The following is a 20,368-nucleotide window of genomic DNA, read 5'->3' on the forward strand; positions in this document are numbered from 1 at the left end:
CACCCCGACCTGCGAGGGGTCTGGAGGCGCCTGGGCGCCGCTCCTGCTGAGCAAGGATAGCACCGGCCCGCGCGACCACGGCAAACCGACGCTCAGAACAGTTCGGCGCCGTGACCGATCTCGAGGCGGCGGAGCGTGAAGCCTTCCACCTCGTCGAGCCCTGCGAGGTGGTCGCGGCGGCCGAGGACCAGGACCGTCGGGCCGGCCCCGGATACGAACGCGCCGTGTCCCTGGGACCGCAGCCGCGCGATCAGCGCGGTGGACTCGGGCATGAGGTTCGCCCGGTAGGGCTGATGGAGCCAGTCACGGGTCGCGTCGAGCAGCGCGGCAGGATCGACGGCCATCGCGTGGACCAGCAACGCGGCACGACCTGAACCGGCCACGGCGTCACGTCGGGGCACGTCGTCGGGCAGCACGGCGCGCGCAGAACGCGTCGGGACGTGGCGCTGCGGGACGAGGGCGACCGCCGCGATGTCGGGGTGGACCCGGCCGGCGGCGCTGCGGATCCCACGCTCTCCCTCGTCGCCGCGAACGTAGGTGATGGCGAAACCGCCATGGATCGCGGGCGCGACGTTGTCGGCGTGGCCCTCGATCTGGTTCGCCAGGCGCAGCGTCCACTCGCGGTCGAGCGGCTCCCCCGGGTGGGAGAGCGCCCAGGCCGCCGCCAGGCCGGCGACTGTGGCGGCTGACGACGACCCGAGCCCGCGGCTGTGCGGGATGGTGTTGTGGGCGCGGAGGCGTACGCCGGGCGCCTCGAGGCCCAGGTCGGCGAGCCCCCGGTCGAGGCACTGCACCAGCAGGTGGCTGCGATCGCGCGGCACGGAGCCGGCGCCCTCCCCCGTCACCTCGATCTGGACGCCGTCGGCCAGGACCTCGACCTCGCACTCGTCATACCAGGCCAGCCCCAGCCCGAGGTGGTCGAAGCCCGGCCCGAGGTTGGCGCTGGTGGCGGGTACGCGTACCCGGGCGATGCGCCCCGGCTGGAGCGCCCCTTCCCCCATGGCGGGCGTCACGACAGGCCGACCGCCTGGGCCACCGCGCTGGCCTCGGGGTCGACGACCGTCGTCGACACGTCGATCCCGGACAGGGCGGTATCGATGTCCTTCAGGCCGTTGCCGGTCACCGTCACGGTGATGCGCAGGCCCGTGTCGAGCTCGCGGGCGTCGCGCGACTTGAACAGCCCGGCGATGCCGGATGCCGAGGCCGGCTCGACGAAGATGCCCTCGTGGCTGGCCAGCCAGCGCTGGGCCGCGAGGATCTCGTCGTCGGAGACGGCCATGAAGCGACCACCGGACTCGTCGCGGGCCGCGTTGGCGAGGTCGGCCGATGCCGGGTTGCCGATGCGGATAGCCGTCGCGATGGTCTCGGGCTCCAGCACGGGGTGGCCCAGCACCAGCGGGGCCGCGCCCTCGGCCTGGACGGCCCACATGCGCGGACGGTGCGTGGCGTTGCCGGCCTCGGCGTACTGCTTGAAGCCGCGCCAGTAGGCAGGCATGTTGCCCGCGTTGCCGATCGGCATCACGTGGAGGTCGGGGGCGTCGCCCAGGGCGTCGACGATCTCGAACGCGGCGGTCTTCTGGCCCTCGAGGCGATGGGGGTTGACGGAGTTCACCAGCGCCACCGGGTAGGACTCCGACAGCTTTCGCGCTGCGGTGAGGCACTGGTCGAAGTTGCCGTCGACCTGGACGATCTGTGCACCGTAGACGATGGCTTGGGCCAGCTTGCCGCGCGCGATCTTGCCCTGCGGCAGCAGCACGATGGGCTTCATCCCGGCGCGGACCGCGTACGCCGCCGCCGAGGCCGAGGTGTTGCCGGTGGAGGCGCAGACGACCGCCGCAGCCCCCTCGGCCTTCGCCTTCGACACCGCCATCGTCATGCCACGGTCCTTGAACGAGCCCGTCGGGTTGGCGCCCTCGACCTTGACCCACACGTCGCAGGCGAGCTCGGCCGACAGCACCGGGGCGTGCACCAGCGGGGTCGAGCCCTCGCCGAGGCTGACGACGGGGTCGCCCTCGTCGATCGGAAGCCACGGGCGGTAGCGCTCGATCAAGCCCTGCTGGACGGGCTGGTTGTCGTTGGTCATTCTTCGCCTTCCACTCGCATCACAGACACCACTTCGGAGACGTCGGGCAGCGCGCGCAGCGCCTCGACGGTCGCGCTCAGGTCGCCGTCGCGGGCCTCGTGGGTCACGACGACGAGACGGGCGCCGGAATCGGGGCGCGGGCCGATCTCTTGGCGCAGCGTGCGTACGGACACCCCCCGCTCGGCGAAGCAGCGGGCCACGTTGGCCAGCACGCCGGGCTGGTCGTGGACGTCGAGGGCGATGAAGTAGCGCGTCAGCGCGTCGGCCACCGGCGCGACCGGCCGGGCGGCGTAGGTGGACTCGCCCGGCCCGGCGGCACCCGCGACGCGGTTGCGCGCGATCGTCACCAGGTCACCCATCACGGCGCTGGCCGTCGGGTCGCCACCGGCGCCCGGACCGTAGAACATCAGCTGGCCGGCGTTGCGCGACTCGACGAACACCGCGTTGTAGGCACCGCCCACCGAGGCGAGCGGATGGCTCGTGGGGATCATCGCCGGGTGAACGCGGGCCGACACACTCTGGCCCTCGGGACCCTCGTTGAGCTCGCAGATGGCCAGCAGCTTCACGACGCAGCCCATCTTCTCTGCGGCGGCGATGTCGGCGCGGGTCACCTCGGTGATGCCCTCGCGGTGGACGTCCTCGGCGTTGACGCGGCTGTGGAACGCGATGCCGGCGAGGATGGCCGCCTTGGCGGCGGCGTCGAAGCCCTCGACGTCGGCCGTCGGGTCGGCCTCGGCGTAGCCGAGCGCCTGGGCCTCGGCGAGCACGTCGTCGAAGGACGAGCCCTCGGTGTGCATCTTGTCGAGGATGAAATTGGTGGTGCCGTTGACGATGCCCATGACGGCGGTGATCTCGTCACCGGCCAGCGACTCGCGCAGCGGCCGGATGATGGGAATGGCTCCGGCTACGGCCGCCTCGAAGTACAGGTCGACGTCGGCGTCCTCGGCAGCTGCGAACAGCGTGGCGCCGTCATCGGCCAACAGGGCCTTGTTGGCGGTCACCACCGACGCACCGTGCTCCATCGCGCGCAGGATCAACGACCGGGCCGGCTCGATGCCGCCGACGACCTCGACGACGAGGTCGACGTCGTCACGGGCGACCAGGGCCTCGGCGTCGGTGGTGAGCAGGGCGGGATCGATGCCCTCGCGCTCGACGCCCAGGCGGCGCACCGCGATGCCGGCGATCTCGAGCCGGCGGCCGATCCGGGCCTCGAGGTCGTCGGCCTGGGCCGTCAGCTGGCGGGCGACGGCCGAACCCACGACGCCGCAGCCCAGCAACGCCACCTTCAGCGGCCGTTCGTCGGCGGACACGTCAGGGCGTGACATTCAGTTCTCCTCGTGGTCGTGGGCGGTGCGGGCGTAACCCACGTCGAGCCCCAGCAGGTCGTCCATGGTCTCCCTGCGGACGAGCGTAGTCAGTTCGCCGTCACGCACCGAAACCACCGGGGGACGCAGCGCGTGGTTGTAGTTGTTGGCCATCGAGCGGCTGTAGGCCCCCGACGCCGGCACGGCGACCAGGTCACCGGGGGTGATGTCGGACGGCAGGAACTCGTCACGGACGAGGATGTCGCCCGACTCGCAGTGCTTCCCGACGATGCGGGCCAGCGTCGGCGGCGCGTCGGAGCGCCGCGAAGCCAGGGTCGCCGAGTATTCGGCACCGTAGAGAGCGGGTCGGATGTTGTCGCTCATGCCCCCGTCGACCGACACGTAGGTGCGGACGCTGCGGTCGTCGACCTGGACGGGCTTCACCGTGCCGACGGTGTAGAGCGCGAACGCGGCCGGGCCCGAGATGGCGCGGCCGGGCTCGATCGACAGGTGGGGCGGCTCGATCTCGAGCCCGCGGCACTCCCGGTCGACGATCGCGCGCAGCGAGGCCGCGAGCTCGGCCGGAGGGATGGGCCGGTCGACCGACGTGTAGGCGATGCCGAAGCCGCCGCCGAGGTCGAGCTCGGGCATCGTGGCACCGGTGTCGGCGGTGAACCGCGTGTGGAGGTCGAGCGTGCGCCGCACGGCGACCTCGAAGCCCGCCGACTCGAAGATCTGGGAGCCGATGTGGGAGTGGATGCCACGCAGGTCGAGGTGGGGCGAGCGGTGACAGGCCTGCAGCGCCGCCAGCGCCTGGCCTCCGGCGATCGACAGCCCGAACTTCTGGTCCTCGTGAGCCGTTGAGATGTATTCGTGGGTGTGGGCCTCCACGCCCGCGGTCACGCGGACCATGACGCCCACGCGCCGGTCGTGGGCAGCGGCGATCTCCTCGAGCCGCTCGATCTCGGTGAACGAGTCGACGATGACGCGTCCCACGCCCGACGTCACGGCGAGCTCGAGCTCCTCGCGCGACTTGTTGTTGCCGTGCAGACCGATGCGGGCGGGATCGGCCCCCCCGGCCAGGGCGACCATCAGCTCGCCCAGCGAGCAGGTGTCGATGCCCAGACCCTCCTCGGTCGCCCAGCGCACCGACGTGGTGCACAGGAACGACTTGCCGGCATAGAACACGTCCCAGCCGGCGAACGCCTCGGCGAACGCGCGCGCCCGCGCCCGGAAGTCGACCTCGTCGAACACGTACACCGGCGTCCCGAGCCGCTCGGCGATCTCGTTGACGGCCAGCCCGGCGACGCGCAGGACGCCGTCGTCGCCACGCTCGACACCCGAGGGCCACAGCTTGGGAAGGAGGTCGTTCACGTCGTCGGGGACCTGGAGCCACTTGGGTCCCGGGGTGACGGCGTCGGCATGGATGGAACCAGCCACGTGCATGTGCGTCATGGCGGACACCTTGCCAGAGGCCACCGACAACGGCGGGCCGCGCCCACGTCCACCGCGTGGATTCTGTGGCGACGCGAACAGCCTGCTACTGTGGCTCGTGGCCGACTGTGCGGCCGGGCCCCCATAGCTCAGGGGATAGAGCACCGCCCTCCGGAGGCGGGAGCGCAGGTTCGAATCCTGCTGGGGGCGCCCGAACACTCCTCGCACGCCTGATCCCACGATCGCCAGATCCTCGACCGGAAAGCCGACGTGTCCACGCCCCTGATCCCGACCGCCGCACAGGGGAGCCACTCCCCCACGCCGAGTCGCCGGGGATGGGCGCCGGGCGGCCTCGCGGTCCTCGGCATCATGCTGCTGACCCGGCTGGCGACCGCCGTCGTCTGGCGCATCCGCGGCTGGGAGATGGGCGACACCTACTACTACGTGACCAAGGTCGCCGAGCTGCCCGCCGCCGGCCTGCGGGCGACGATGACCGAATACCCCGTCCCCGTGGTGTGGCTCCTGCAGGTGCCCCGGTGGGCCGGCACCGACCACGGCGCCTACCTGGGCGCCTTCGCCGCGCTGATGATCGGCTTCGACCTCGCGTTCTGCGCGGTCCTGTGGGCCCGCGGCGGCCGCCACCGCGCCGCCGCGATCATCACCTGGTCGGTGTTCCTGATGTGCGTGGGACCACTTCTGTGGCTGAGGTTCGACATGGTCCCGGCCGTCCTGGTCGGGGCGGCGGCGGTGTTCGCCACGACCCGCCCGGAGCTCGCGGGCGCACTCCTGGCCGTCGGCGCGGCGATCAAGGTGTGGCCCGGCAGCCTCGTCGCATTCCTGGTACACCGGCGTACGCGCCTCTCGGCGTTCGCGGGCTTCCTGCTCACCGGCGCCGTCCTCCTGGTGCTTTCGCTCGTGGCCGGCGGACCGCAGCGGCTGCTCAGCCCGTTGCAGTGGCAGGGCGACCGAGGGCTGCAGGTGGAGTCGATCTGGGCCACGCCACTGATGCTGGGCCGGTTGTCGGCCCCCGACACCTGGTATCTGAGCTACTCGCGCTGGCAGGCGTACGAGGTTTTCGGGCCGGGGGTTCCGCTGTGGCTGGCCCTGGCGACCGCCGCCACGATCGTCGGCGGCCTCGTCTGCCTCGCGCTCGTGTGGCGCGTCGCCACCGTCGCCCGTCCAGACGGCCCCGCGCTGGCCGTGACGATGCTCGCCGCTGTCTGCATCATCATCGTCACCAACAAGACCCTCAGCCCGCAGTACATCGCATGGCTCGGCGCCCCGCTCGCGGCGCTGGTCGCCCGGGTGGGGCTCTCGGGTCCCGCCCGGCACTCGATCCGCCCCGGCTCGGTCCGCACCTGGCTGGTGGGCGTGCTGGCCGTCGCGCTCCTGTCGCACGCGCTCTACCCGTGGCTGTACGGCGGCGTGATCGGCTACGAGGACAACCCCGTGGCCAAGGTGGCGGGCACGTGGTGCCTGGTGGTGCGCAACATCCTGCTGGTGTGGCTGACCATCGACACCGCGCGTGCGGCCTGGGCCGCGCTGGGCGTACGTCGCCCCGCCCAGCCCGCCCGCAGCGCCCTCACGCCGCCGCCGCTCTCCCCCGCCTCTCAGGCCTCGGCGCCGCAGCGCGAGCACTGAGTGTGCCGCAGGGCGGGAAACTCACGACTCTTTGAGACCACACATCCCGCTGGTATGCATTTTTCGGTACTCTTCCCAGTGGCAGCGATGCCGCTGCTGCACGGCTTGACAGAACCGACCCGGAAGAAGGCGATTGTGGCCCCCGCGCCCGACCAAGATCAGTCAGAATTCGGCGCCAACGACTGGCTCCTCGAAGACATGTTCGATCGTTACCAGCAGGACCCGTCCTCCGTGGACGCCAGCTGGGTGACATACTTCAAGGAGAAGGGCTGGATCGCCGGCGATGCCGCGGCCGCCCCGAAGGCCGGGCCCAACAAGCCCGAGGCCGCCAGTGCCGAGGACAAGCCGAAGGCCGAGTCGAAGAAGCCCGAGGCCGCCAAGCCCGCGGAGGCGAAGAAGACCGAGCCCAAGAAGGCCGAGTCGAAGCCCGCGGAGGCGAAGAAAGCCGAGCCCAAGAAGGCCGACAAGCCGGCCAACGCTCCTCGCGCCACGGTCGAGCAGCCGAACGAGGTCAAGGACCTCCGCCCGCAGAAGCCCGGCAACCCGGGCGGCCTGCCGGCCGACCCGCCCAACCCGACGGTCCGCGAGTCCGCCGACAAGGGCGAGCCCTCCAAGACGGTCATGCGCGGTGCCCCCATGCGTACCGCGAAGAACATGGACCTGTCGCTGACGATTCCGACGGCCACCTCGGTGCGCACCGTCCCGATGAAGCTCGTCATCGACCAGCGCGTGGTCATCAACAACCACCTCAAGCGCGCCCGTGGCGGCAAGGTCTCCTACACCCACCTCATCGGCTACGCCATGGTCCAGGCACTCAAGACCGTGCCTGCGATGAACAACTCCTACGAGGTCGTCGACGGAAAGCCGAACCTCGTGGTGCCCAACTCCGTGGGATTCGGCCTCGCGATCGACCTCCCCGGCAAGGACGGCAACCGCTCGCTGGTCGTCCCGTCGATCAAGAACGCCGAGGACCTCGACTTCGCCCAGTTCTGGGCCGCGTACGAGGCGCTGGTGAAGAAGGCCCGCGACGGCAAGCTCGAGGTCTCCGACTTCCAGGGAACGACGATCACGCTCACCAACCCCGGCGGCATCGGCACCAACCACTCGATCCCGCGCCTGATGAACGGCCAGGGCTGCATCATCGGCATCGGCAACATCGACTACGCGCCGGAATACCAGGGCACCGATCCCGAGCGCCTCAACGAGCTCGGCGTCTCGAAGCAGATGACGTTCACCTCGACCTACGACCACCGGGTCATCCAGGGTGCTGTGTCGGGCGAGTTCCTGAAGGTCATCCACGAGCTGCTCCTCTCGGACGAGTTCTGGGACGACATCTTCCGCTCGCTGCGCATCCCCTACCAGCCGATCCGCTGGGCGATCGACCGCTCGGTGTCCCACGAGGCCCAGGTCGGCAAGCAGGCACGCGTCCACGAGCTGATCAACGCCTACCGCACGTCGGGCCACTTCATGGCCGACACCGACCCTCTGGAGTACGTCCAGCGCCAGCACCCCGACCTCGACGTCGCGACCTACGGCCTGTCGCTGTGGGACCTCGACCGCGAGTTCGCCACCGGCTCGTTCGGCGGCTCCGCCCCGTTCATGAAGCTGCGCGACATCCTCGGTCTGCTGCGCGACTCGTACTGCCGTCAGGTCGGCATCGAGTACATGCACATCCCCGACCCGGCCCAGCGCCGGTGGATCCAGGACCGCGTCGAGGTCGGCGCGCCGAAGCTGCCGCGCGACGAGCAGCTGCGGGTGCTCGACAAGCTCAACGAGGCCGAGATCTTCGAGACCTTCCTGCAGACGAAGTTCGTCGGCCAGAAGCGCTTCTCCCTCGAGGGTGGCGAGTCGACGATCGTGCTCCTCGATGAGATCTGCGAGCAGGCCGCCAACTCGGGCCTCGACGAGGTCTGCATCGGCATGCCCCACCGCGGTCGCCTGAACGTGCTGGCCAACATCGTCGGCAAGTCGTACGCCCAGATCTTCAAGGAGTTCGAGGGCAACGTGGACCCGCGTACGGTCGAGGGCTCCGGCGACGTGAAGTACCACTTGGGCGCCGAGGGCGAGTTCACGGCCCTGTCCGGCAACACGGTCCTCACGTCGGTGGCGGCGAACCCGTCTCACCTCGAGGCCGTCAACCCGGTCCTGGAGGGCATCACCCGCGCCAAGCAGGACCTTCTCGACCGCGCGACGGAGTTCCCGGTGCTGCCGGTGCTCCTCCACGGTGACGCCGCGTTCTCGGGTCAGGGTGTCGTCTTCGAGACGATGCAGATGTCTCAGCTGCGTGGCTACCGCACCGGCGGCACGATCCACGTGGTCGTGAACAACCAGGTGGGCTTCACCACCTCGCCCACCGCCTCGCGCTCGTCGGTCTACTGCACCGATGTCGCCAAGTCGATCGGCGCGCCGGTGTTCCACGTCAACGGCGACGACCCCGAGGCCTGCCTCCGCGTCGCACGCCTGGCCTTCGAGTTCCGCCAGGCGTTCAACAAGGACGTCGTCATCGACATCGTCTGCTACCGCCGACGGGGCCACAACGAGGGCGACGACCCCAGCTTCACCCAGCCGCTGATGTACGAGCTCATCGAGCGCAAGCGCTCGACCCGCAAGCTCTACACCGAGGCGCTCATCGGCCGTGGCGACATCTCCATGGAGGACGCCGAGGAGGCCATGATGCGCTTCCAGCACCGCCTGGAGGAGGTCTTCCGCGAGGTCCGCGAGGAGCCGGCTCAGGACGACGACTACAAGCGCACGGCCCGCTACCCGCAAAAGCACGGCCGTGACGAGCCGACCGCCATCTCCATGGAGATGATGGAGCTCATCTCGAACGCCCACGTCAACGTGCCCGAGGGCTTCACCGTCCACCACAAGGTCATGCCACAGCTCGAGCGCCGCGCCAAGGCGATCATGGAGGGGCCGATCGACTGGGCCACCGGTGAGATCCTCGCCTTCGGCTCGCTGCTGTTGGAGGGCCGCCCGGTCCGCCTGACGGGTCAGGACTCGCGTCGTGGCACCTTCACCCAGCGATTCGCCTCGATGGTCGACCGCAAGACCGGTGACTCCTGGGTACCGCTGCGCAACATGCAGAAGGGCCAGGCCCGCTTCCAGGTCTTCGACTCGCTGCTCAGCGAGTACGCGGTGATGGGCTTCGAATACGGCTACTCCGTGGCGCGTCCTGAGGCGCTGGTGCTGTGGGAGGCGCAGTTCGGCGACTTCGCGAACGGCGCCCAGACGATCGTCGACGAGTTCATCTCGTCGGGCCAGGCCAAGTGGGGCCAGAAGTCGGGCATCGTGCTGCTGCTCCCCCACGGCTACGAGGGTCAGGGTCCCGACCACTCCTCGTCGCGGATCGAGCGATGGCTGCAGCTGTGCGCCGAGGACGCCCTGGCCGTCTGCCAGCCGTCGACGCCCGCGTCGCACTTCCACCTGCTGCGTACCCACGCCTGGGTGAACTGGCACCGCCCCCTGGTGATCGCCACCCCGAAGTCGATGCTGCGCAACAAGCGCGCCGTGTCGAAGGTCGAGGACTTCACCGAGGGCCGGTGGGAGCCACTGATCGCCGATCCGACGATCGAGGACAAGTCGAAGGTCAAGCAGATCATCCTCTGCTCCGGCAAGGTCCGCTGGGACCTCGTCAACGCCCGCGAGAAGAACGGTCAGGAGGGCGAGGTCGCGATCTTCGCTTTCGAGCGCCTCTACCCCGTCCCCGCCAAGGAGCTGGCCACGGCGCTCGAGGGCTACGAGCACGTGACCGACATCCGCTGGGTCCAGGACGAGCCCGAGAACCAGGGCGCGTGGCCGTTCATGAGCTACAACCTGGTCAACGAGCTCAAGCAGTACATGCCGCGCTTCGACGTGGAGATCTCCCACGTGACGCGCAAGGCGGCCTCCGCGCCGTCGGCCGGTCTGCACAAGCTGCACGAGTACGAGCAGAAGGACCTGCTCCAGCGTGCGCTGACCCCGAAGGACGAGTGAATGTACTTCACCGACCGAGGGATCGAGGAGCTCGAGAAGCGCCGCGGCGACGAGGAGGTCACGTTCGCGTGGCTGGCCGACCAGCTGCGGACGTTCACCGACCTCAACCCCGAGTTCGAGACGCCGGTCGAGCGCCTGGCCACGTGGCTGGCGCGCCTCGACGACGACGAGGACTGACACCACAGCGGTGCGCGCAAAGGGCGCGTCGGAGGGAGACCTCCGGCGCGCCCTTTCCTCGTCCGTGTCGTCGCGGGTGGTGGCGTACGCGCGCTCAGCCGATGCTGACCACCACCGACTCCCCCTCGGCGGCCGCCCACTCCTCCAGCAGGTCCTCCTCCACCCCGTCGGCCAGCGCGTCGCGCAACCTCGACACGTCGGCGTCGGTGAGGCGCTGGTCGCCGGCGTACAGTCCCACGGTGGTCCTCCTGGGGATCGGAAGGGCCTCACGTCATCCGACCGGCGCGTCCACAAATCCCATGCGCACCTGCGTGGAACAATGACCCCCATGCGTCCCATCAAGCAGTCCTCCAAGCTCAAGAACGTGCGCTACGACGTACGCGGCCCGATCCTCACCGAGGCCCAGAAGCTGGAGGCAGAGGGACACCGCATCCTGAAGCTCAACATCGGCAACACCGCGCCCTTCGGCTTCGAGGCACCCGAGTCGATCGTGCAGGACATGATCCACCACCTGCCCGAGGCTCAGGGCTACTCCGACTCACGCGGCATCTACTCGGCGCGTACCGCCGTCGCCCACCACTACCAGGGCCAGGGTCTCAAGGACGTCACGGTAGACGACGTGCTCCTCGGAAACGGTGTCTCCGAGCTCATCACGCTCGTGTGCCAGGCGCTCGTCGACGACGGCGACGAGGTGCTGGTACCCGCGCCCGACTACCCGCTGTGGACCGGCGTCGTGTCGCTCGCCGGCGGCAGACCGGTCCACTACGAGGCGGACGAGGCCAACGGTTGGAACCCCGATCTCGCCGACATCGAGTCGAAGATCACCGAGCGCACCAAGGCGCTGGTCGTCATCAACCCGAACAACCCGACGGGCGCGGTCTACTCCGAGGAGATCGTGAAGGGGCTCGCCGACATCGCCCGTCGCCACGAGCTCGTCGTGCTGAGCGACGAGATCTACGAGAAAATCGTGTACGACGACGCGAAGCACCACTACATGGCGAAGTACACGGGCGACGACGTGCTGTGCCTGACGTTCAGCGGCCTGTCGAAGTCCTACCGCGTGTGCGGCTACCGCGCGGGCTGGGTGCTCATCACCGGGCCGAAGGACGTCGCGTCCGACTTCCTCGAGGGACTCACACTGCTGACGAACATGCGCATGTGTGCCAACGTGCCCGCCCAGCACGCCATCCAGACCGCGCTCGGCGGCTACCAGACGATCGACGACCTCGTGGCCCCCGGCGGCCGCCTGCACGACCAGCGCGAGATCGCCCACCGCATGCTGTCGGAGATCCCCGGCGTCGACGTGGTCAAGCCGATGGGCGCGCTGTACTGCTTCCCCCGGCTCGATCCCGAGGTGTACGCGATCGACGACGACGAGGCGTTCGTCATCGACCTCCTGCGGGCCAAGAAGATCCTCGTCACGCACGGCACGGGCTTCAACTGGCCGCGCCCCGACCACTTCCGCCTGGTGATCCTCCCCGACGAGGAACTCCTCGCCGAGGCGATCGGGCGCATCGCCGACTTCCTCGCCACCCGCCGCTGAACCCGCTGAACCCGCTCAACGCTCCAGACCGCGGGTGAGCAGCCGTACGCTGGCCGCAAACTGCGCTTCGTGGTCGGTGTCGTCCGGCGGCACCACGCCGAGCCCCACGAGCTGGGCATGCCCCTGCTCGTCGAGGACGTGCCCCAGCACGAGGTGGACCACCGTCGAGGCGGTGCTCCGCGGGTCGTCGACACCCTCGCAGGCGGTGAGGCAGGCGGTGAGGTGGGCCACGGGAGACGTGTCCGTCAGCCGCATGCTGAGCACCGAGGCGACCACCTCGGCGCCGTCGCGGTGGGCGAGCAGCGCGCGGCGGAACTCCCCCGCCCACGCTGCGACCACCTCAGTCGGCGTACCCGTCGGGCGGGCCAGGTCGGCGAGCACCTCGTCGGCCAGGGCCGCCAGCAGCGACTGCTTGTTGGCGACGTGGTGGTACAGGGCGCCGACGCGTACGCCGAGGTGCTCGGCGATGCGACGCATGGTCAGGTCACCAAGGCCGTAGGCGTCGAGGATCTCGAGCGCGGCGGCGACGATCTCGGGGCGGGTGAGTGCCATGGTCAGTCGCGGACCAGGGCCCGGGTCGCCGACGGGCTGAGCAGACAGCCGATCACCGCGAGGCTCACGACGCCCATGACGACGCCGACGGCCATGGTGGGTCCACCGAGGAATGAGTACGCGACGGGCAGCTGGCAGAGCTGGGTGGCGACGGCGGGTCCCCGAGACCAGGGCCGCAGCCGCATCAGGCCGCGCGCGATGAGCCCGAGCGCCACCGCGTACAGCACCATGAGCAGCGCCGCCCCAACGCCCACCTCGGGACGCGAGAGCCGGATGTTGACGGTCTCCCAGATGCCCATCCCCAGCCAGGCGACGGCGGTGAGGACGAGCAGCGCGGACGCCACCTTGATCACCGCCGGCGGGGCGGCGGTGGTGGGTTCAGGAGCGTTCTCAGGGGTCGTCACGGGGGCCCAGCGTATCCGAAGCATCCCCGAACAGGGCCGATCCCTGCCGCGTTCCCCCCAGTCAGCGTGGAGAAATGTGAGGGAACAAACGTGTCAACCCCTTGTTTTCCCGACCAAACGTTGCCACTCTTGAGTGCACGTGTTCACGAGACCCCAGTCAGCCCCGCAGCGTCGCGGCTCAGCGACCGGGACACGACCCGAGGAGTAGATGCACGCGATGGACTGGCGCCATGAGGCAGCCTGCCTGGACGAGGACCCCGAACTGTTCTTCCCCATCGGGAACACCGGACCCGCCCTGCTGCAGATCGAAGAGGCCAAGAAGGTCTGCATGCGCTGCGACGTACGCGAGGCATGCCTCGCGTGGGCCCTCGAGGCCGGCCAGGACCACGGCGTGTGGGGCGGCCTGTCCGAGGACGAGCGTCGCGCCATGAAGCGCCGCGCGGCCCGCTCGCGCATCCGCACGGCCTGACGCACGATTTCCGGAGCCCCCGGGCCACAACGGCAGCCGTTGCGGTCCGGGGGCTTCGACGCGTGCGGAGGCGTCCGCCGCGGTCAGCGCGAGATGGGGATGGTGATCCGGGCCGTGGAACCCGCCGCCTCGGCGTTGTTGCGGATCTCGAACGTCCCCCCGAGGTCGTGGATCAGCGTCGAGACGATCGACAGACCCAGCGAGCGCGAGCGCTCCAGGGCGAAGTCGTCGGGGAGCCCCGAGCCGTCGTCGGTCACCTCGACCGACAACCATCCCTCGGTGGCCCGCGGGACGATGCGTACGACCCCGGTGTCGGCGGCGGCCAGACCGTGCTCGATGGCGTTCTGGCACAGCTCGGTGACCACCAGCGACAGGCTCGTCGCCACGTCGGCCGGCACGAGTCCGAACGATCCCTCGCGCCGGGTGGTGAGACCCTCTCCACCGCGCATGGCCGCGACCTCGCCGACCATCTTCAGCACACGGTCGGCCACGTCGTCGAACTGGACCTCCTCGTCGAAGGCCTGCGACAACGTCTCGTGGACGACCGCGATCGCCGCGACGCGGGACTGTGCCTCGCTGAGCGCCGTGCGGGCCTCTTCGGAGCTCGTGCGCCGAGCCTGCATGCGCAGCAGTGCCGCCACAGTCTGGAGGTTGTTCTTCACTCGGTGGTGGATCTCGCGGATCGTCGCGTCCTTGGTCACCAGCTGGCGCTCGCGCTTGTTGAGCTCGGTGACGTCGCGGCACAGCAGGATCGCACCCGCTGGACCCCCGTCGGCGTCCTTCAGGGGCAGGCGGCGCAGGCGCACCGAGATCATGCCGACCGAGACGACGATCTCGGCGACCGACTCGTCGCCGAAGAACGAGCCGACCTCGTCGGTCGAGGGGGCGTCGGGGTCGGTGGCGATCAGGCGCGTGGTCGTGGACACCAGGGTGTCGTCCTCGAGGTCGGTGGCCAGACCGAGGCGGCGGTACGCGGTGACCGCGTTCGGCGTGGCGTGGAGCACCCGTCCGCGTGCGTCGAGACGGATCAGGCCGTCGCCGACCCGCGGGCTCAGCACGGGGTCGTTCGCCGCCCCGTCGACCGGGAACTCGCCGCGCGCGGCCATGGCCGTCAGGGTCTCGGCGAGCTCGAGGTAGTTGTCCTCCAGCGCGCCGGGGGCGCGTACGCCCATCTGGTTGGTGTGGCGCTCGATGACCGCCAGCACCTCGCCGTCGTGGTGGATGGGGATGGCGTGGACGTCGACGGGGATGCCCGCCTGCAGCTTGTTCTCACTGGTCTCGACGACCGTGTCGGAGAGGTAGGCCTCGGGCACGCCGTGCTCGGGCTGGTAGGCGACCTTCGTGCCCGCCACGTCGTCCTCGAGCGCCGTCGGCCCGGTGTTGGGCCGCACCTGCGCCACGGCCCAGAAGATTTCCGGGTCCTCGTCGGGCACCCACAGCACCAGGTCCGAGAACGACAGGTCGGCGATGAGCTGCCAGTTCGCCACGAGCCGGGTCAGCCACTCCTCCTGCGACGGGGACAGGACGGTGTGCTCACGGATCAGGCGCTGCATCAGGGGCATAAACCAAGCCTAGGGCTGGCGTACGCGCCGCCGCGTCCGGCACGCTGATCCGCGCCGCACGGCGTTTGGGGCGCGTACGCGGCGACTGGTAGAGTGGCCCGTCGGCCGCCAGATCCGGTGGCAGAACAGCGGGAGACCGCAACCACCGCATCCACGAAGGAGGCTCATCATGGGCAAGACCGGTCGCAAGCGCCGCGCTCGTCGCAAGAAGGGCGCCAACCACGGCAAGCGTCCCAACGCCTGATCCCGATCAGCATTCGACGAGGGCCCCGCACCTGATGGTGCGGGGCCCTCGTGCCTCTGGGTGATGGGTCAGTCCTGGCGGATCTTCTGCATGATCGTGGCGCGCAGCCCGTCCGGTGCGGCATCTCCCTGGCAGCACCGGTTCACCAGCTGTTTGATCGCCGACTCGGCGTCGAAGTTGTCGAGGCACTGCTCGCAGGCGTCGAGGTGGTGGCGGATCTGGTCGCAGCTGGCCTCGTCGAGCTCGTGGTCGAGGAACTGGTGGACGCGGTCGAGGACGGCGGCACACTCGACGTCGTGGTCGTGGTCGGGGGTCGTCTCGCTCATGCGTCGTCGTCCTTGCTCGGCACCAGATTGTGCTCGCGGGCGTAGTCTCCTAGCCGCGCACGCAGCTGGGAGCGTCCGCGGTTGAGGCGCGACATCACGGTGCCGATCGGCGTGCCCATGATCTCGGCGATCTCCTTGTAGGCGAAGCCCTCCACGTCGGCCAGATAGACCGCCAGCCGAAAGTCGGGCGACAGCGAGGCCAGCGCCTCGGTCACGGCCGAATCGGGCATGCGGTCGAGGGCCTCCATCTCGGCCGACCGCAGCCCCTGGCTGGTGTGGGACTCGGCACGAGCGAGCTGCCAGTCCTCGACGTCTTCGCCGTCGGAGATCTGGGGGCTGCGCTGGGCCTTGCGGTAGGTGTTGATGTAGGTGTTGGTCAGGATGCGGTAGAGCCACGCCTTGAGGTTCGTGCCCGGCGTGTACTGGTGGAAGCTGGCGTACGCCTTGGCGAACGCCTCCTGGACCAGATCTTCGGCATCGGTCGGGTTGCGCGTCATGCGCATGGCCGCACCGTAGAGCTGGTCGAGGTGGGCGAATGCGTCGCGCTCGAAGCGGGCGTCGCGCTCCTCCTGCGTCTCGGTGGCGAGGTCGACGGATGCCTCGTCGACCGTGTGGTCGTCGAGGTCGTCGGTGTGGGTCGGCAGAGTCATCACGTATGACAGTACCGGCGAAGTGCGCGTCGTGGTGAGCATCACCACCGACAACATCGGGAGGCCTGCGGCTTATTCCACGCCCAGGAACGTCCGCGCCTCCCCGACCACCATGGCGACGACGTCGTCGCAGGTGAGCCCGGCCCGCGCGCCGGGACGCAGGTCGTGCCCGACCTCGGGCACGACGACGAGCCTGACGTCGTCGCGGTCCTCGACGTGGGGCAGGAATTCCTCCGGGCGACCCATCGTGTCGCGTTCGCCCTGCAGCACCAGTACCTTCGGGCGCGCGCCGGCCAGCTCGTCGGCGCGGGTCCTCTCCGGCTTGCCCGGCGCGTGCAGCGGGAACGCCAGCGCGACGACGCCGGCCACCTCGTGGTCGGCCGACCACCGCATCGCGACGCGGGCGCCTGCGCTGCGGCCGCCGACGAACGTGGGGACGCCCGGCCAGCGCTCGGCGACGAGCGCCATGGCCACCGCCCAGCCCTCGTCGAGCGCCGCCGGGGCCGGGGCGACCTTCTTGCCGGCGGTACGCCAGGGCTGCTCGAACCGCAGCACCGCCACACCTTCGGCGGCCAGCGTGGTGAGGGCGGCGAGGTCGTACGCGTCCACTCCACCGCCGGCGCCATGGCCCAGCACCAGCAGCGCGGACGGGTCGCCCTCGGGCAGGTCGGCGTACAGGCGGGCCGGGCCGCGCGGCGTGGCGACGTCGAGGGTGGTCGTCATCGGCCCTCCTCCAGCGGGAGGACGTCGTCGAGCGGCAGTGGCTCCACCAGCGAGGCGTCGTTGTTGCGGACGTTGCCGACGCGCGGGGACACCGCGTACGCCTCCAGCAGGCCGGCCTCGGTGACCTGCAGCAGGTCATGGGCGGCGCGGGGGTCGGTCAGGGCCGGGTCGAGCCAGTCGGTCCAGGCGACGTGCGGGATCACCATGGGCATGCGGTCGTGGATGTGGCCGAGCGCGTCGGTGGCCGTGGTGGTGATGATCGAGCACGTCGTGAGCCAGCGGGCCGCGTCGTCGGCCGCCTTCGTCGGGTCGCGCCAGAACTCGTAGATGCCGGCCATGGCCAGCGGGGCGTCGTCGCGGCGGTGGATGAAGAACGGCTGCTTCTTCGGCTTCCCCTTGGCGTCGGTCTGGGCGGTGGCGTACCACTCGTAGTAGCCGTCGGCGGGCACCAGGCAGCGACGCGCGGCGAAGGCCTTGCGGAAGGCTGGTTTCTCGGCGACGGTCTCGACGCGCGCGTTGATCATGCGCGCGCCCGACCCCGGGTCCTTCGACCACGACGGGACCAGGCCCCAGCGCAGCGTGACGAGCTTGCGCCGCACCTGTTCGGGGGACTCCTTGTCGGCGCGGGTCACCACCGCCGCCACCGGGTCGGTGGGCGCGGTGTTCCAGCTCGGCGCCGGGGGCGTGTCGACGACCTCGTCGACCTCGAACTCCTCCACGAGCTGGTCGACGTCGCGCGCCGCCGCGTACCTGCCACACATGGCGACCACCGTACGCCGGAGCGTGAGAAGGTCGACACATCGGCCCCAGGGACTGGAATCGACCCGCTCCACGCGGTTGAATGGGCCCATGAACCTGATCCGCGTTGCTGCCCGTACCATGCTCGCCGGCTATTTCGTCGTGAACGGCGCGAAGGCCCTTCGGGAGCCGGAGGCGTACGCCGCCGACACCGAGCGCTTCGCCAACACCGTCGTGCCGCTGGCCAAGAAGGTCGCCCCGCCGGAGGTCGCGACCTCCATCCCCGAGGACGCCGTCACGCTCGCCCGCATCTCGGGCGCCGCCCAGGTCCTCGGCGGTCTCGGCCTGATGACCGGCAAGGGCCGCCGCCTCGGCGCCTCCGCGCTGGTGGCCGCGATGGTGCCGCAGCTGATGGCCTCGAACCCGGTCAAGGGCCAGTCGAGCGCCGAGCGCCAGGCCAACCGCAACGAGATGCTGAAGAACTTCGCCCTCACCGGCGCCGCCCTGCTGGCCGCCCAGGACACCGAGGGCAAGCCGTCGCTGTCGTGGCGCGCCCAGGACCAGTCGCGCCGCATCGCGCGCTCGGTCGAGCAGACCCGCAAGCAGCTCGAGTCCGACGCCACCAAGTCGTCGCGCCAGGTCAGGCGCGAGCTGAAGAAGGCCCGGAAGCAGGCCCGCGCGCAGGTGAAGTCGCTGTCCTCGAACTGAGCCTTCGCGCCAAGCCCCGCCGCTGCCCCTCGAGGCGGCGGCGGGGCTCCGTCGTTCGCGGCGGCTCAGGACGCGGCGAAGCAGTTCTACAGAGTGTCAGACACCCAGATGGTGCCGCGTGCGAGAACTCATCGTGAAATCCCTCAAACCGGTCTGAACGGCCCATTCCGAAGATGCGAGGAAGGACCGGTTCCCTTCCTGAATTGCGACGTCGAGATCCCAGGTCTCCCGCTACGAGAACAACGAGGTCGTCCCCGGCCTCGAAGCCGTCATCCCCGGCGACGCCGGCTGAGCCGGCTACACGATCAGGTGTTCACCTTCGACGCGTAGCGCGCTCCTCGGCCCGCCCGAAACCGGCAAGACTCACCTGGCCACCGGCCTGGGGATCGCTGCCGCGCACCACGGCCACCGGGTCCTGTTCGCGAACGCGACCGAATGGGTCACCCGACTCACCGACGCCCTCCGCGCCGGCCGGCTACCCCAAAAGCTCGCGAGGTTGCGCCGCTACGGCCTGATCATCGTTGACGAGGTCGGCTACCTGCCCTTCAACCAAGACGCCGCGAACTCGTTCTTCCGGCTCGTCTCATCGCGTTACGAACACGCCTCGCTCATCCTGACCAGCAACCTGCCGTTCAGCGGATGGGGCGGCGTCTTCGGCGACCAGGCCGTCGCCGCGGCGATGATCGACCGCATCGTCTACCACGCCGACGTCCTCACCCTGAAGGGCGTGTCCCGCGTCAAGTAGTTGGCAGGATTTCGGGCTCGGGAAAGGTGGGGACGGTCGGGTCGGTCAGGCCGCGGTGGACCTCTGACGGTCGGTTCCAGGCGAGTGCCTCGTGGGGTCGGACGGTGTTGAACTCGGCCCGGTAGGCATCGGCCTCACGGACCAGGTCGAGCGCATCGTCGATCTGTTCGCGGTAGAGCCGCTCGTACTTCAGGCTCTGGAAGGCGCGTTCGCGGACGCCGTTCTGGCCGGGTGTGCGGACACGGGTCCGGACATGATGCAGCTCCGGGTGCGCGGTGATGAAGTGCTCGAAGCGGAACGACCGGAATGGGCCGCCGTTGTCGGTGACCAGCGTGATCGGGACGATCTCACCTGTGTCGGGGTCGGTCAGGTGGTCGATGAGCGTGATGCCGTCGAGCATGGCTTCTGCCTCCGCCAGGGCGAGTTGGACCCCGGCGATGGCGTCGTGCTGGTTCGCGGTCGGGGACCAGTGCCAGCCGAACTCGTACTTGCTGAAATAGTCTGCGACGCCGGCGACGCGCCAGGTCCCCCCGCCGGTGGTCTCGTACTCGGAGAAGTCGAACTGGCTCATCCCAAAGCAGGGTGGGTTCTGAATCCGCCGGTCTCGAGTAGGCATCGGGCGATGTAGTTGGTGAGGTTGCGGAAGCCCAGGGCAGAGCCGCGGAGGTGTTCGAGCCGCCCGTTCAGGGCTTCGGTGTGAAACGCCCTGGGTTTCGTTCCAACCTACTTCCTCAAGGAGGATCGGACCATGCCCCAAAAGTACAGCCCCGAGTTCAAGGCGAAGGCCCTACAGCTCATCGAGGAGCACATCCGCGCCGAACAGTGCTCCGGTTGGGTCGCCTGCGCGGCCGTGGGCGAAGCCCTCGACGGAATCTCACCACACACGCTGCGGAACTGGTGGAAGCAAAGCCGCATCGACCGCGGCGAGGCCCCCCGGTGTGAGCACCGACGAGTCTGAAGAGATGCGCCGGCTGCGCCGGGAGAACCTCGAGCTGCGCCGTGCGAACGAGATGGCGGATTCAAGGCTCATCCCAAAGCAGGGTGGGTTCTGAATCCGCCGGTCTCGAGTAGGCATCGGGCGATGTAGTTG

22 protein-coding genes and 1 tRNA gene are annotated in these 20,368 nt (G+C 69.7%); 10 read left to right on the forward strand and 13 right to left on the reverse strand.

Annotated elements, in window-relative coordinates:
* Positions 1 to 92: 92 nt before the first annotated feature.
* Genes thrB through lysA form a run of 4 tightly spaced genes read right to left on the reverse strand, consistent with a single transcriptional unit; the run spans position 93 to position 4,842 of the window.
* Positions 93 to 1,001 (reverse strand): homoserine kinase, encoded by a 909-nt coding sequence (gene thrB, locus ACYVGD_RS07150; RefSeq protein ID WP_460742487.1) that lies wholly within the window; start codon positions 999 to 1,001, stop codon positions 93 to 95.
* Between the two features lie 8 nt (positions 1,002 to 1,009).
* A complete protein-coding gene (thrC, locus tag ACYVGD_RS07155) occupies positions 1,010 to 2,083 on the reverse strand; it encodes a threonine synthase (RefSeq protein WP_460742436.1) in 1,074 nt (357 codons plus the stop codon).
* A complete protein-coding gene (locus tag ACYVGD_RS07160; protein WP_460742438.1) occupies positions 2,080 to 3,408 on the reverse strand; it encodes a homoserine dehydrogenase in 1,329 nt (442 codons plus the stop codon). Before ACYVGD_RS07160 ends, thrC begins: the two co-directional genes overlap by 4 nt.
* Positions 3,409 to 4,842, reverse strand: a complete 1,434-nt coding sequence (gene lysA, locus ACYVGD_RS07165; RefSeq protein ID WP_460742439.1) for a diaminopimelate decarboxylase — start codon at positions 4,840 to 4,842, stop codon at positions 3,409 to 3,411.
* 117 nt (positions 4,843 to 4,959) lie between these two features.
* On the opposite strand from lysA, the gene ACYVGD_RS07170 reads away from it, so the two are divergent.
* The 4 genes from ACYVGD_RS07170 (at position 4,960) to ACYVGD_RS07185 (ending at position 10,614) form a co-directional block, all read left to right on the forward strand.
* Positions 4,960 to 5,031, forward strand: a tRNA-Arg gene (locus ACYVGD_RS07170).
* A gap of 60 nt (positions 5,032 to 5,091) precedes the next feature.
* Complete coding sequence (locus tag ACYVGD_RS07175) at positions 5,092 to 6,462, forward strand: glycosyltransferase 87 family protein (RefSeq protein WP_460742441.1); 1,371 nt, start codon at positions 5,092 to 5,094, stop codon at positions 6,460 to 6,462.
* Between the two features lie 87 nt (positions 6,463 to 6,549).
* On the forward strand, positions 6,550 to 10,437 hold the full coding sequence (locus tag ACYVGD_RS07180) for a multifunctional oxoglutarate decarboxylase/oxoglutarate dehydrogenase thiamine pyrophosphate-binding subunit/dihydrolipoyllysine-residue succinyltransferase subunit (protein ID WP_460742489.1): 3,888 nt from the start codon (positions 6,550 to 6,552) through the stop codon (positions 10,435 to 10,437).
* A complete protein-coding gene (locus ACYVGD_RS07185; protein WP_460742443.1) occupies positions 10,438 to 10,614 on the forward strand; it encodes a DUF6104 family protein in 177 nt (58 codons plus the stop codon).
* A gap of 94 nt (positions 10,615 to 10,708) precedes the next feature.
* Here ACYVGD_RS07185 and ACYVGD_RS07190 read toward each other — a convergent pair whose 3' ends face one another.
* Positions 10,709 to 10,852 (reverse strand): hypothetical protein, encoded by a 144-nt coding sequence (locus ACYVGD_RS07190; RefSeq protein ID WP_460742445.1) that lies wholly within the window; start codon positions 10,850 to 10,852, stop codon positions 10,709 to 10,711.
* A gap of 90 nt (positions 10,853 to 10,942) precedes the next feature.
* Between ACYVGD_RS07190 and ACYVGD_RS07195 the strand changes: the two genes are divergently transcribed.
* Positions 10,943 to 12,157 (forward strand): pyridoxal phosphate-dependent aminotransferase, encoded by a 1,215-nt coding sequence (locus tag ACYVGD_RS07195; RefSeq protein WP_460742447.1) that lies wholly within the window; start codon positions 10,943 to 10,945, stop codon positions 12,155 to 12,157.
* A gap of 15 nt (positions 12,158 to 12,172) precedes the next feature.
* Here ACYVGD_RS07195 and ACYVGD_RS07200 read toward each other — a convergent pair whose 3' ends face one another.
* Complete coding sequence (locus ACYVGD_RS07200; protein WP_460742449.1) at positions 12,173 to 12,709, reverse strand: TetR family transcriptional regulator; 537 nt, start codon at positions 12,707 to 12,709, stop codon at positions 12,173 to 12,175.
* Between the two features lie 2 nt (positions 12,710 to 12,711).
* Positions 12,712 to 13,113, reverse strand: a complete 402-nt coding sequence (locus ACYVGD_RS07205) for a hypothetical protein (protein ID WP_460742451.1) — start codon at positions 13,111 to 13,113, stop codon at positions 12,712 to 12,714.
* Between the two features lie 217 nt (positions 13,114 to 13,330).
* On the opposite strand from ACYVGD_RS07205, the gene ACYVGD_RS07210 reads away from it, so the two are divergent.
* Positions 13,331 to 13,582 carry a WhiB family transcriptional regulator gene (locus ACYVGD_RS07210; protein ID WP_460742453.1) on the forward strand — a complete coding sequence of 84 codons (252 nt, stop codon included), beginning with the start codon at positions 13,331 to 13,333 and terminating at the stop codon, positions 13,580 to 13,582.
* 83 nt (positions 13,583 to 13,665) lie between these two features.
* Here ACYVGD_RS07210 and ACYVGD_RS07215 read toward each other — a convergent pair whose 3' ends face one another.
* On the reverse strand, positions 13,666 to 15,144 hold the full coding sequence (locus tag ACYVGD_RS07215) for a sensor histidine kinase (RefSeq protein ID WP_460742455.1): 1,479 nt from the start codon (positions 15,142 to 15,144) through the stop codon (positions 13,666 to 13,668).
* Between the two features lie 169 nt (positions 15,145 to 15,313).
* Here ACYVGD_RS07215 and ACYVGD_RS07220 point away from each other — a divergent pair, with 169 nt between their 5' ends.
* Positions 15,314 to 15,388, forward strand: a complete 75-nt coding sequence (locus tag ACYVGD_RS07220) for a 50S ribosomal protein bL37 (RefSeq protein WP_369797015.1) — start codon at positions 15,314 to 15,316, stop codon at positions 15,386 to 15,388.
* 68 nt (positions 15,389 to 15,456) lie between these two features.
* On the opposite strand, the gene rsrA is transcribed toward ACYVGD_RS07220, so the two are convergent.
* The 4 genes from rsrA to ACYVGD_RS07240 all read right to left on the reverse strand — a co-directional run bounded on the left by rsrA (position 15,457) and on the right by ACYVGD_RS07240 (position 17,848).
* Complete coding sequence (rsrA, locus tag ACYVGD_RS07225) at positions 15,457 to 15,714, reverse strand: mycothiol system anti-sigma-R factor (RefSeq protein WP_460742457.1); 258 nt, start codon at positions 15,712 to 15,714, stop codon at positions 15,457 to 15,459.
* A complete protein-coding gene (locus ACYVGD_RS07230) occupies positions 15,711 to 16,364 on the reverse strand; it encodes a sigma-70 family RNA polymerase sigma factor (protein WP_460742459.1) in 654 nt (217 codons plus the stop codon). The genes rsrA and ACYVGD_RS07230 overlap by 4 nt, the downstream gene beginning before the upstream one ends.
* Before the next feature lie 72 nt (positions 16,365 to 16,436).
* Positions 16,437 to 17,087 (reverse strand): alpha/beta hydrolase family protein, encoded by a 651-nt coding sequence (locus ACYVGD_RS07235; protein ID WP_460742460.1) that lies wholly within the window; start codon positions 17,085 to 17,087, stop codon positions 16,437 to 16,439.
* Entirely contained in the window at positions 17,084 to 17,848 is a 765-nt protein-coding gene (locus ACYVGD_RS07240) for an SOS response-associated peptidase (protein ID WP_460742463.1), read from the reverse strand. The genes ACYVGD_RS07235 and ACYVGD_RS07240 overlap by 4 nt, the downstream gene beginning before the upstream one ends.
* A gap of 88 nt (positions 17,849 to 17,936) precedes the next feature.
* Here ACYVGD_RS07240 and ACYVGD_RS07245 point away from each other — a divergent pair, with 88 nt between their 5' ends.
* Positions 17,937 to 18,533 carry a DoxX family protein gene (locus ACYVGD_RS07245; RefSeq protein WP_460742465.1) on the forward strand — a complete coding sequence of 199 codons (597 nt, stop codon included), beginning with the start codon at positions 17,937 to 17,939 and terminating at the stop codon, positions 18,531 to 18,533.
* Between the two features lie 304 nt (positions 18,534 to 18,837).
* Positions 18,838 to 19,278, forward strand: a complete 441-nt coding sequence (locus ACYVGD_RS07250; protein ID WP_460742492.1) for an ATP-binding protein — start codon at positions 18,838 to 18,840, stop codon at positions 19,276 to 19,278.
* Here ACYVGD_RS07250 and ACYVGD_RS07255 read toward each other — a convergent pair.
* Entirely contained in the window at positions 19,271 to 19,849 is a 579-nt protein-coding gene (locus ACYVGD_RS07255; protein WP_460742467.1) for an integrase core domain-containing protein, read from the reverse strand. The genes ACYVGD_RS07250 and ACYVGD_RS07255 overlap by 8 nt on opposite strands.
* Positions 19,850 to 20,026: 177 nt before the next feature.
* Between ACYVGD_RS07255 and ACYVGD_RS07260 the strand changes: the two genes are divergently transcribed.
* Positions 20,027 to 20,236 (forward strand): transposase, encoded by a 210-nt coding sequence (locus ACYVGD_RS07260; protein ID WP_460742469.1) that lies wholly within the window; start codon positions 20,027 to 20,029, stop codon positions 20,234 to 20,236.
* The last annotated feature ends 132 nt before the right edge of the window (positions 20,237 to 20,368 follow it).

Source organism: Mariniluteicoccus endophyticus, assembly GCF_054780035.1.

Coding starts and splice junctions, on each gene's coding strand:
- thrC (WP_460742436.1), bottom strand. CDS start 2,083: ATGACCAACGACAACCAGCCCGTCCAGCAGGGCTTGATCGAGCGCTAC.
- ACYVGD_RS07230 (WP_460742459.1), bottom strand. CDS start 16,364: ATGACTCTGCCGACCCACACCGACGACCTCGACGACCACACGGTCGAC.
- ACYVGD_RS07185 (WP_460742443.1), top strand. CDS start 10,438: ATGTACTTCACCGACCGAGGGATCGAGGAGCTCGAGAAGCGCCGCGGC.
- ACYVGD_RS07160 (WP_460742438.1), bottom strand. CDS start 3,408: ATGTCACGCCCTGACGTGTCCGCCGACGAACGGCCGCTGAAGGTGGCG.
- ACYVGD_RS07255 (WP_460742467.1), bottom strand. CDS start 19,849: ATGAGCCAGTTCGACTTCTCCGAGTACGAGACCACCGGCGGGGGGACC.
- ACYVGD_RS07195 (WP_460742447.1), top strand. CDS start 10,943: ATGCGTCCCATCAAGCAGTCCTCCAAGCTCAAGAACGTGCGCTACGAC.
- ACYVGD_RS07200 (WP_460742449.1), bottom strand. CDS start 12,709: ATGGCACTCACCCGCCCCGAGATCGTCGCCGCCGCGCTCGAGATCCTC.
- ACYVGD_RS07210 (WP_460742453.1), top strand. CDS start 13,331: ATGGACTGGCGCCATGAGGCAGCCTGCCTGGACGAGGACCCCGAACTG.
- lysA (WP_460742439.1), bottom strand. CDS start 4,842: ATGACGCACATGCACGTGGCTGGTTCCATCCATGCCGACGCCGTCACC.
- ACYVGD_RS07260 (WP_460742469.1), top strand. CDS start 20,027: ATGCCCCAAAAGTACAGCCCCGAGTTCAAGGCGAAGGCCCTACAGCTC.
- ACYVGD_RS07215 (WP_460742455.1), bottom strand. CDS start 15,144: ATGCCCCTGATGCAGCGCCTGATCCGTGAGCACACCGTCCTGTCCCCG.
- ACYVGD_RS07235 (WP_460742460.1), bottom strand. CDS start 17,087: ATGACGACCACCCTCGACGTCGCCACGCCGCGCGGCCCGGCCCGCCTG.
- ACYVGD_RS07180 (WP_460742489.1), top strand. CDS start 6,550: ATGCCGCTGCTGCACGGCTTGACAGAACCGACCCGGAAGAAGGCGATT.
- rsrA (WP_460742457.1), bottom strand. CDS start 15,714: ATGAGCGAGACGACCCCCGACCACGACCACGACGTCGAGTGTGCCGCC.
- thrB (WP_460742487.1), bottom strand. CDS start 1,001: ATGGGGGAAGGGGCGCTCCAGCCGGGGCGCATCGCCCGGGTACGCGTA.
- ACYVGD_RS07240 (WP_460742463.1), bottom strand. CDS start 17,848: ATGTGTGGCAGGTACGCGGCGGCGCGCGACGTCGACCAGCTCGTGGAG.
- ACYVGD_RS07245 (WP_460742465.1), top strand. CDS start 17,937: ATGAACCTGATCCGCGTTGCTGCCCGTACCATGCTCGCCGGCTATTTC.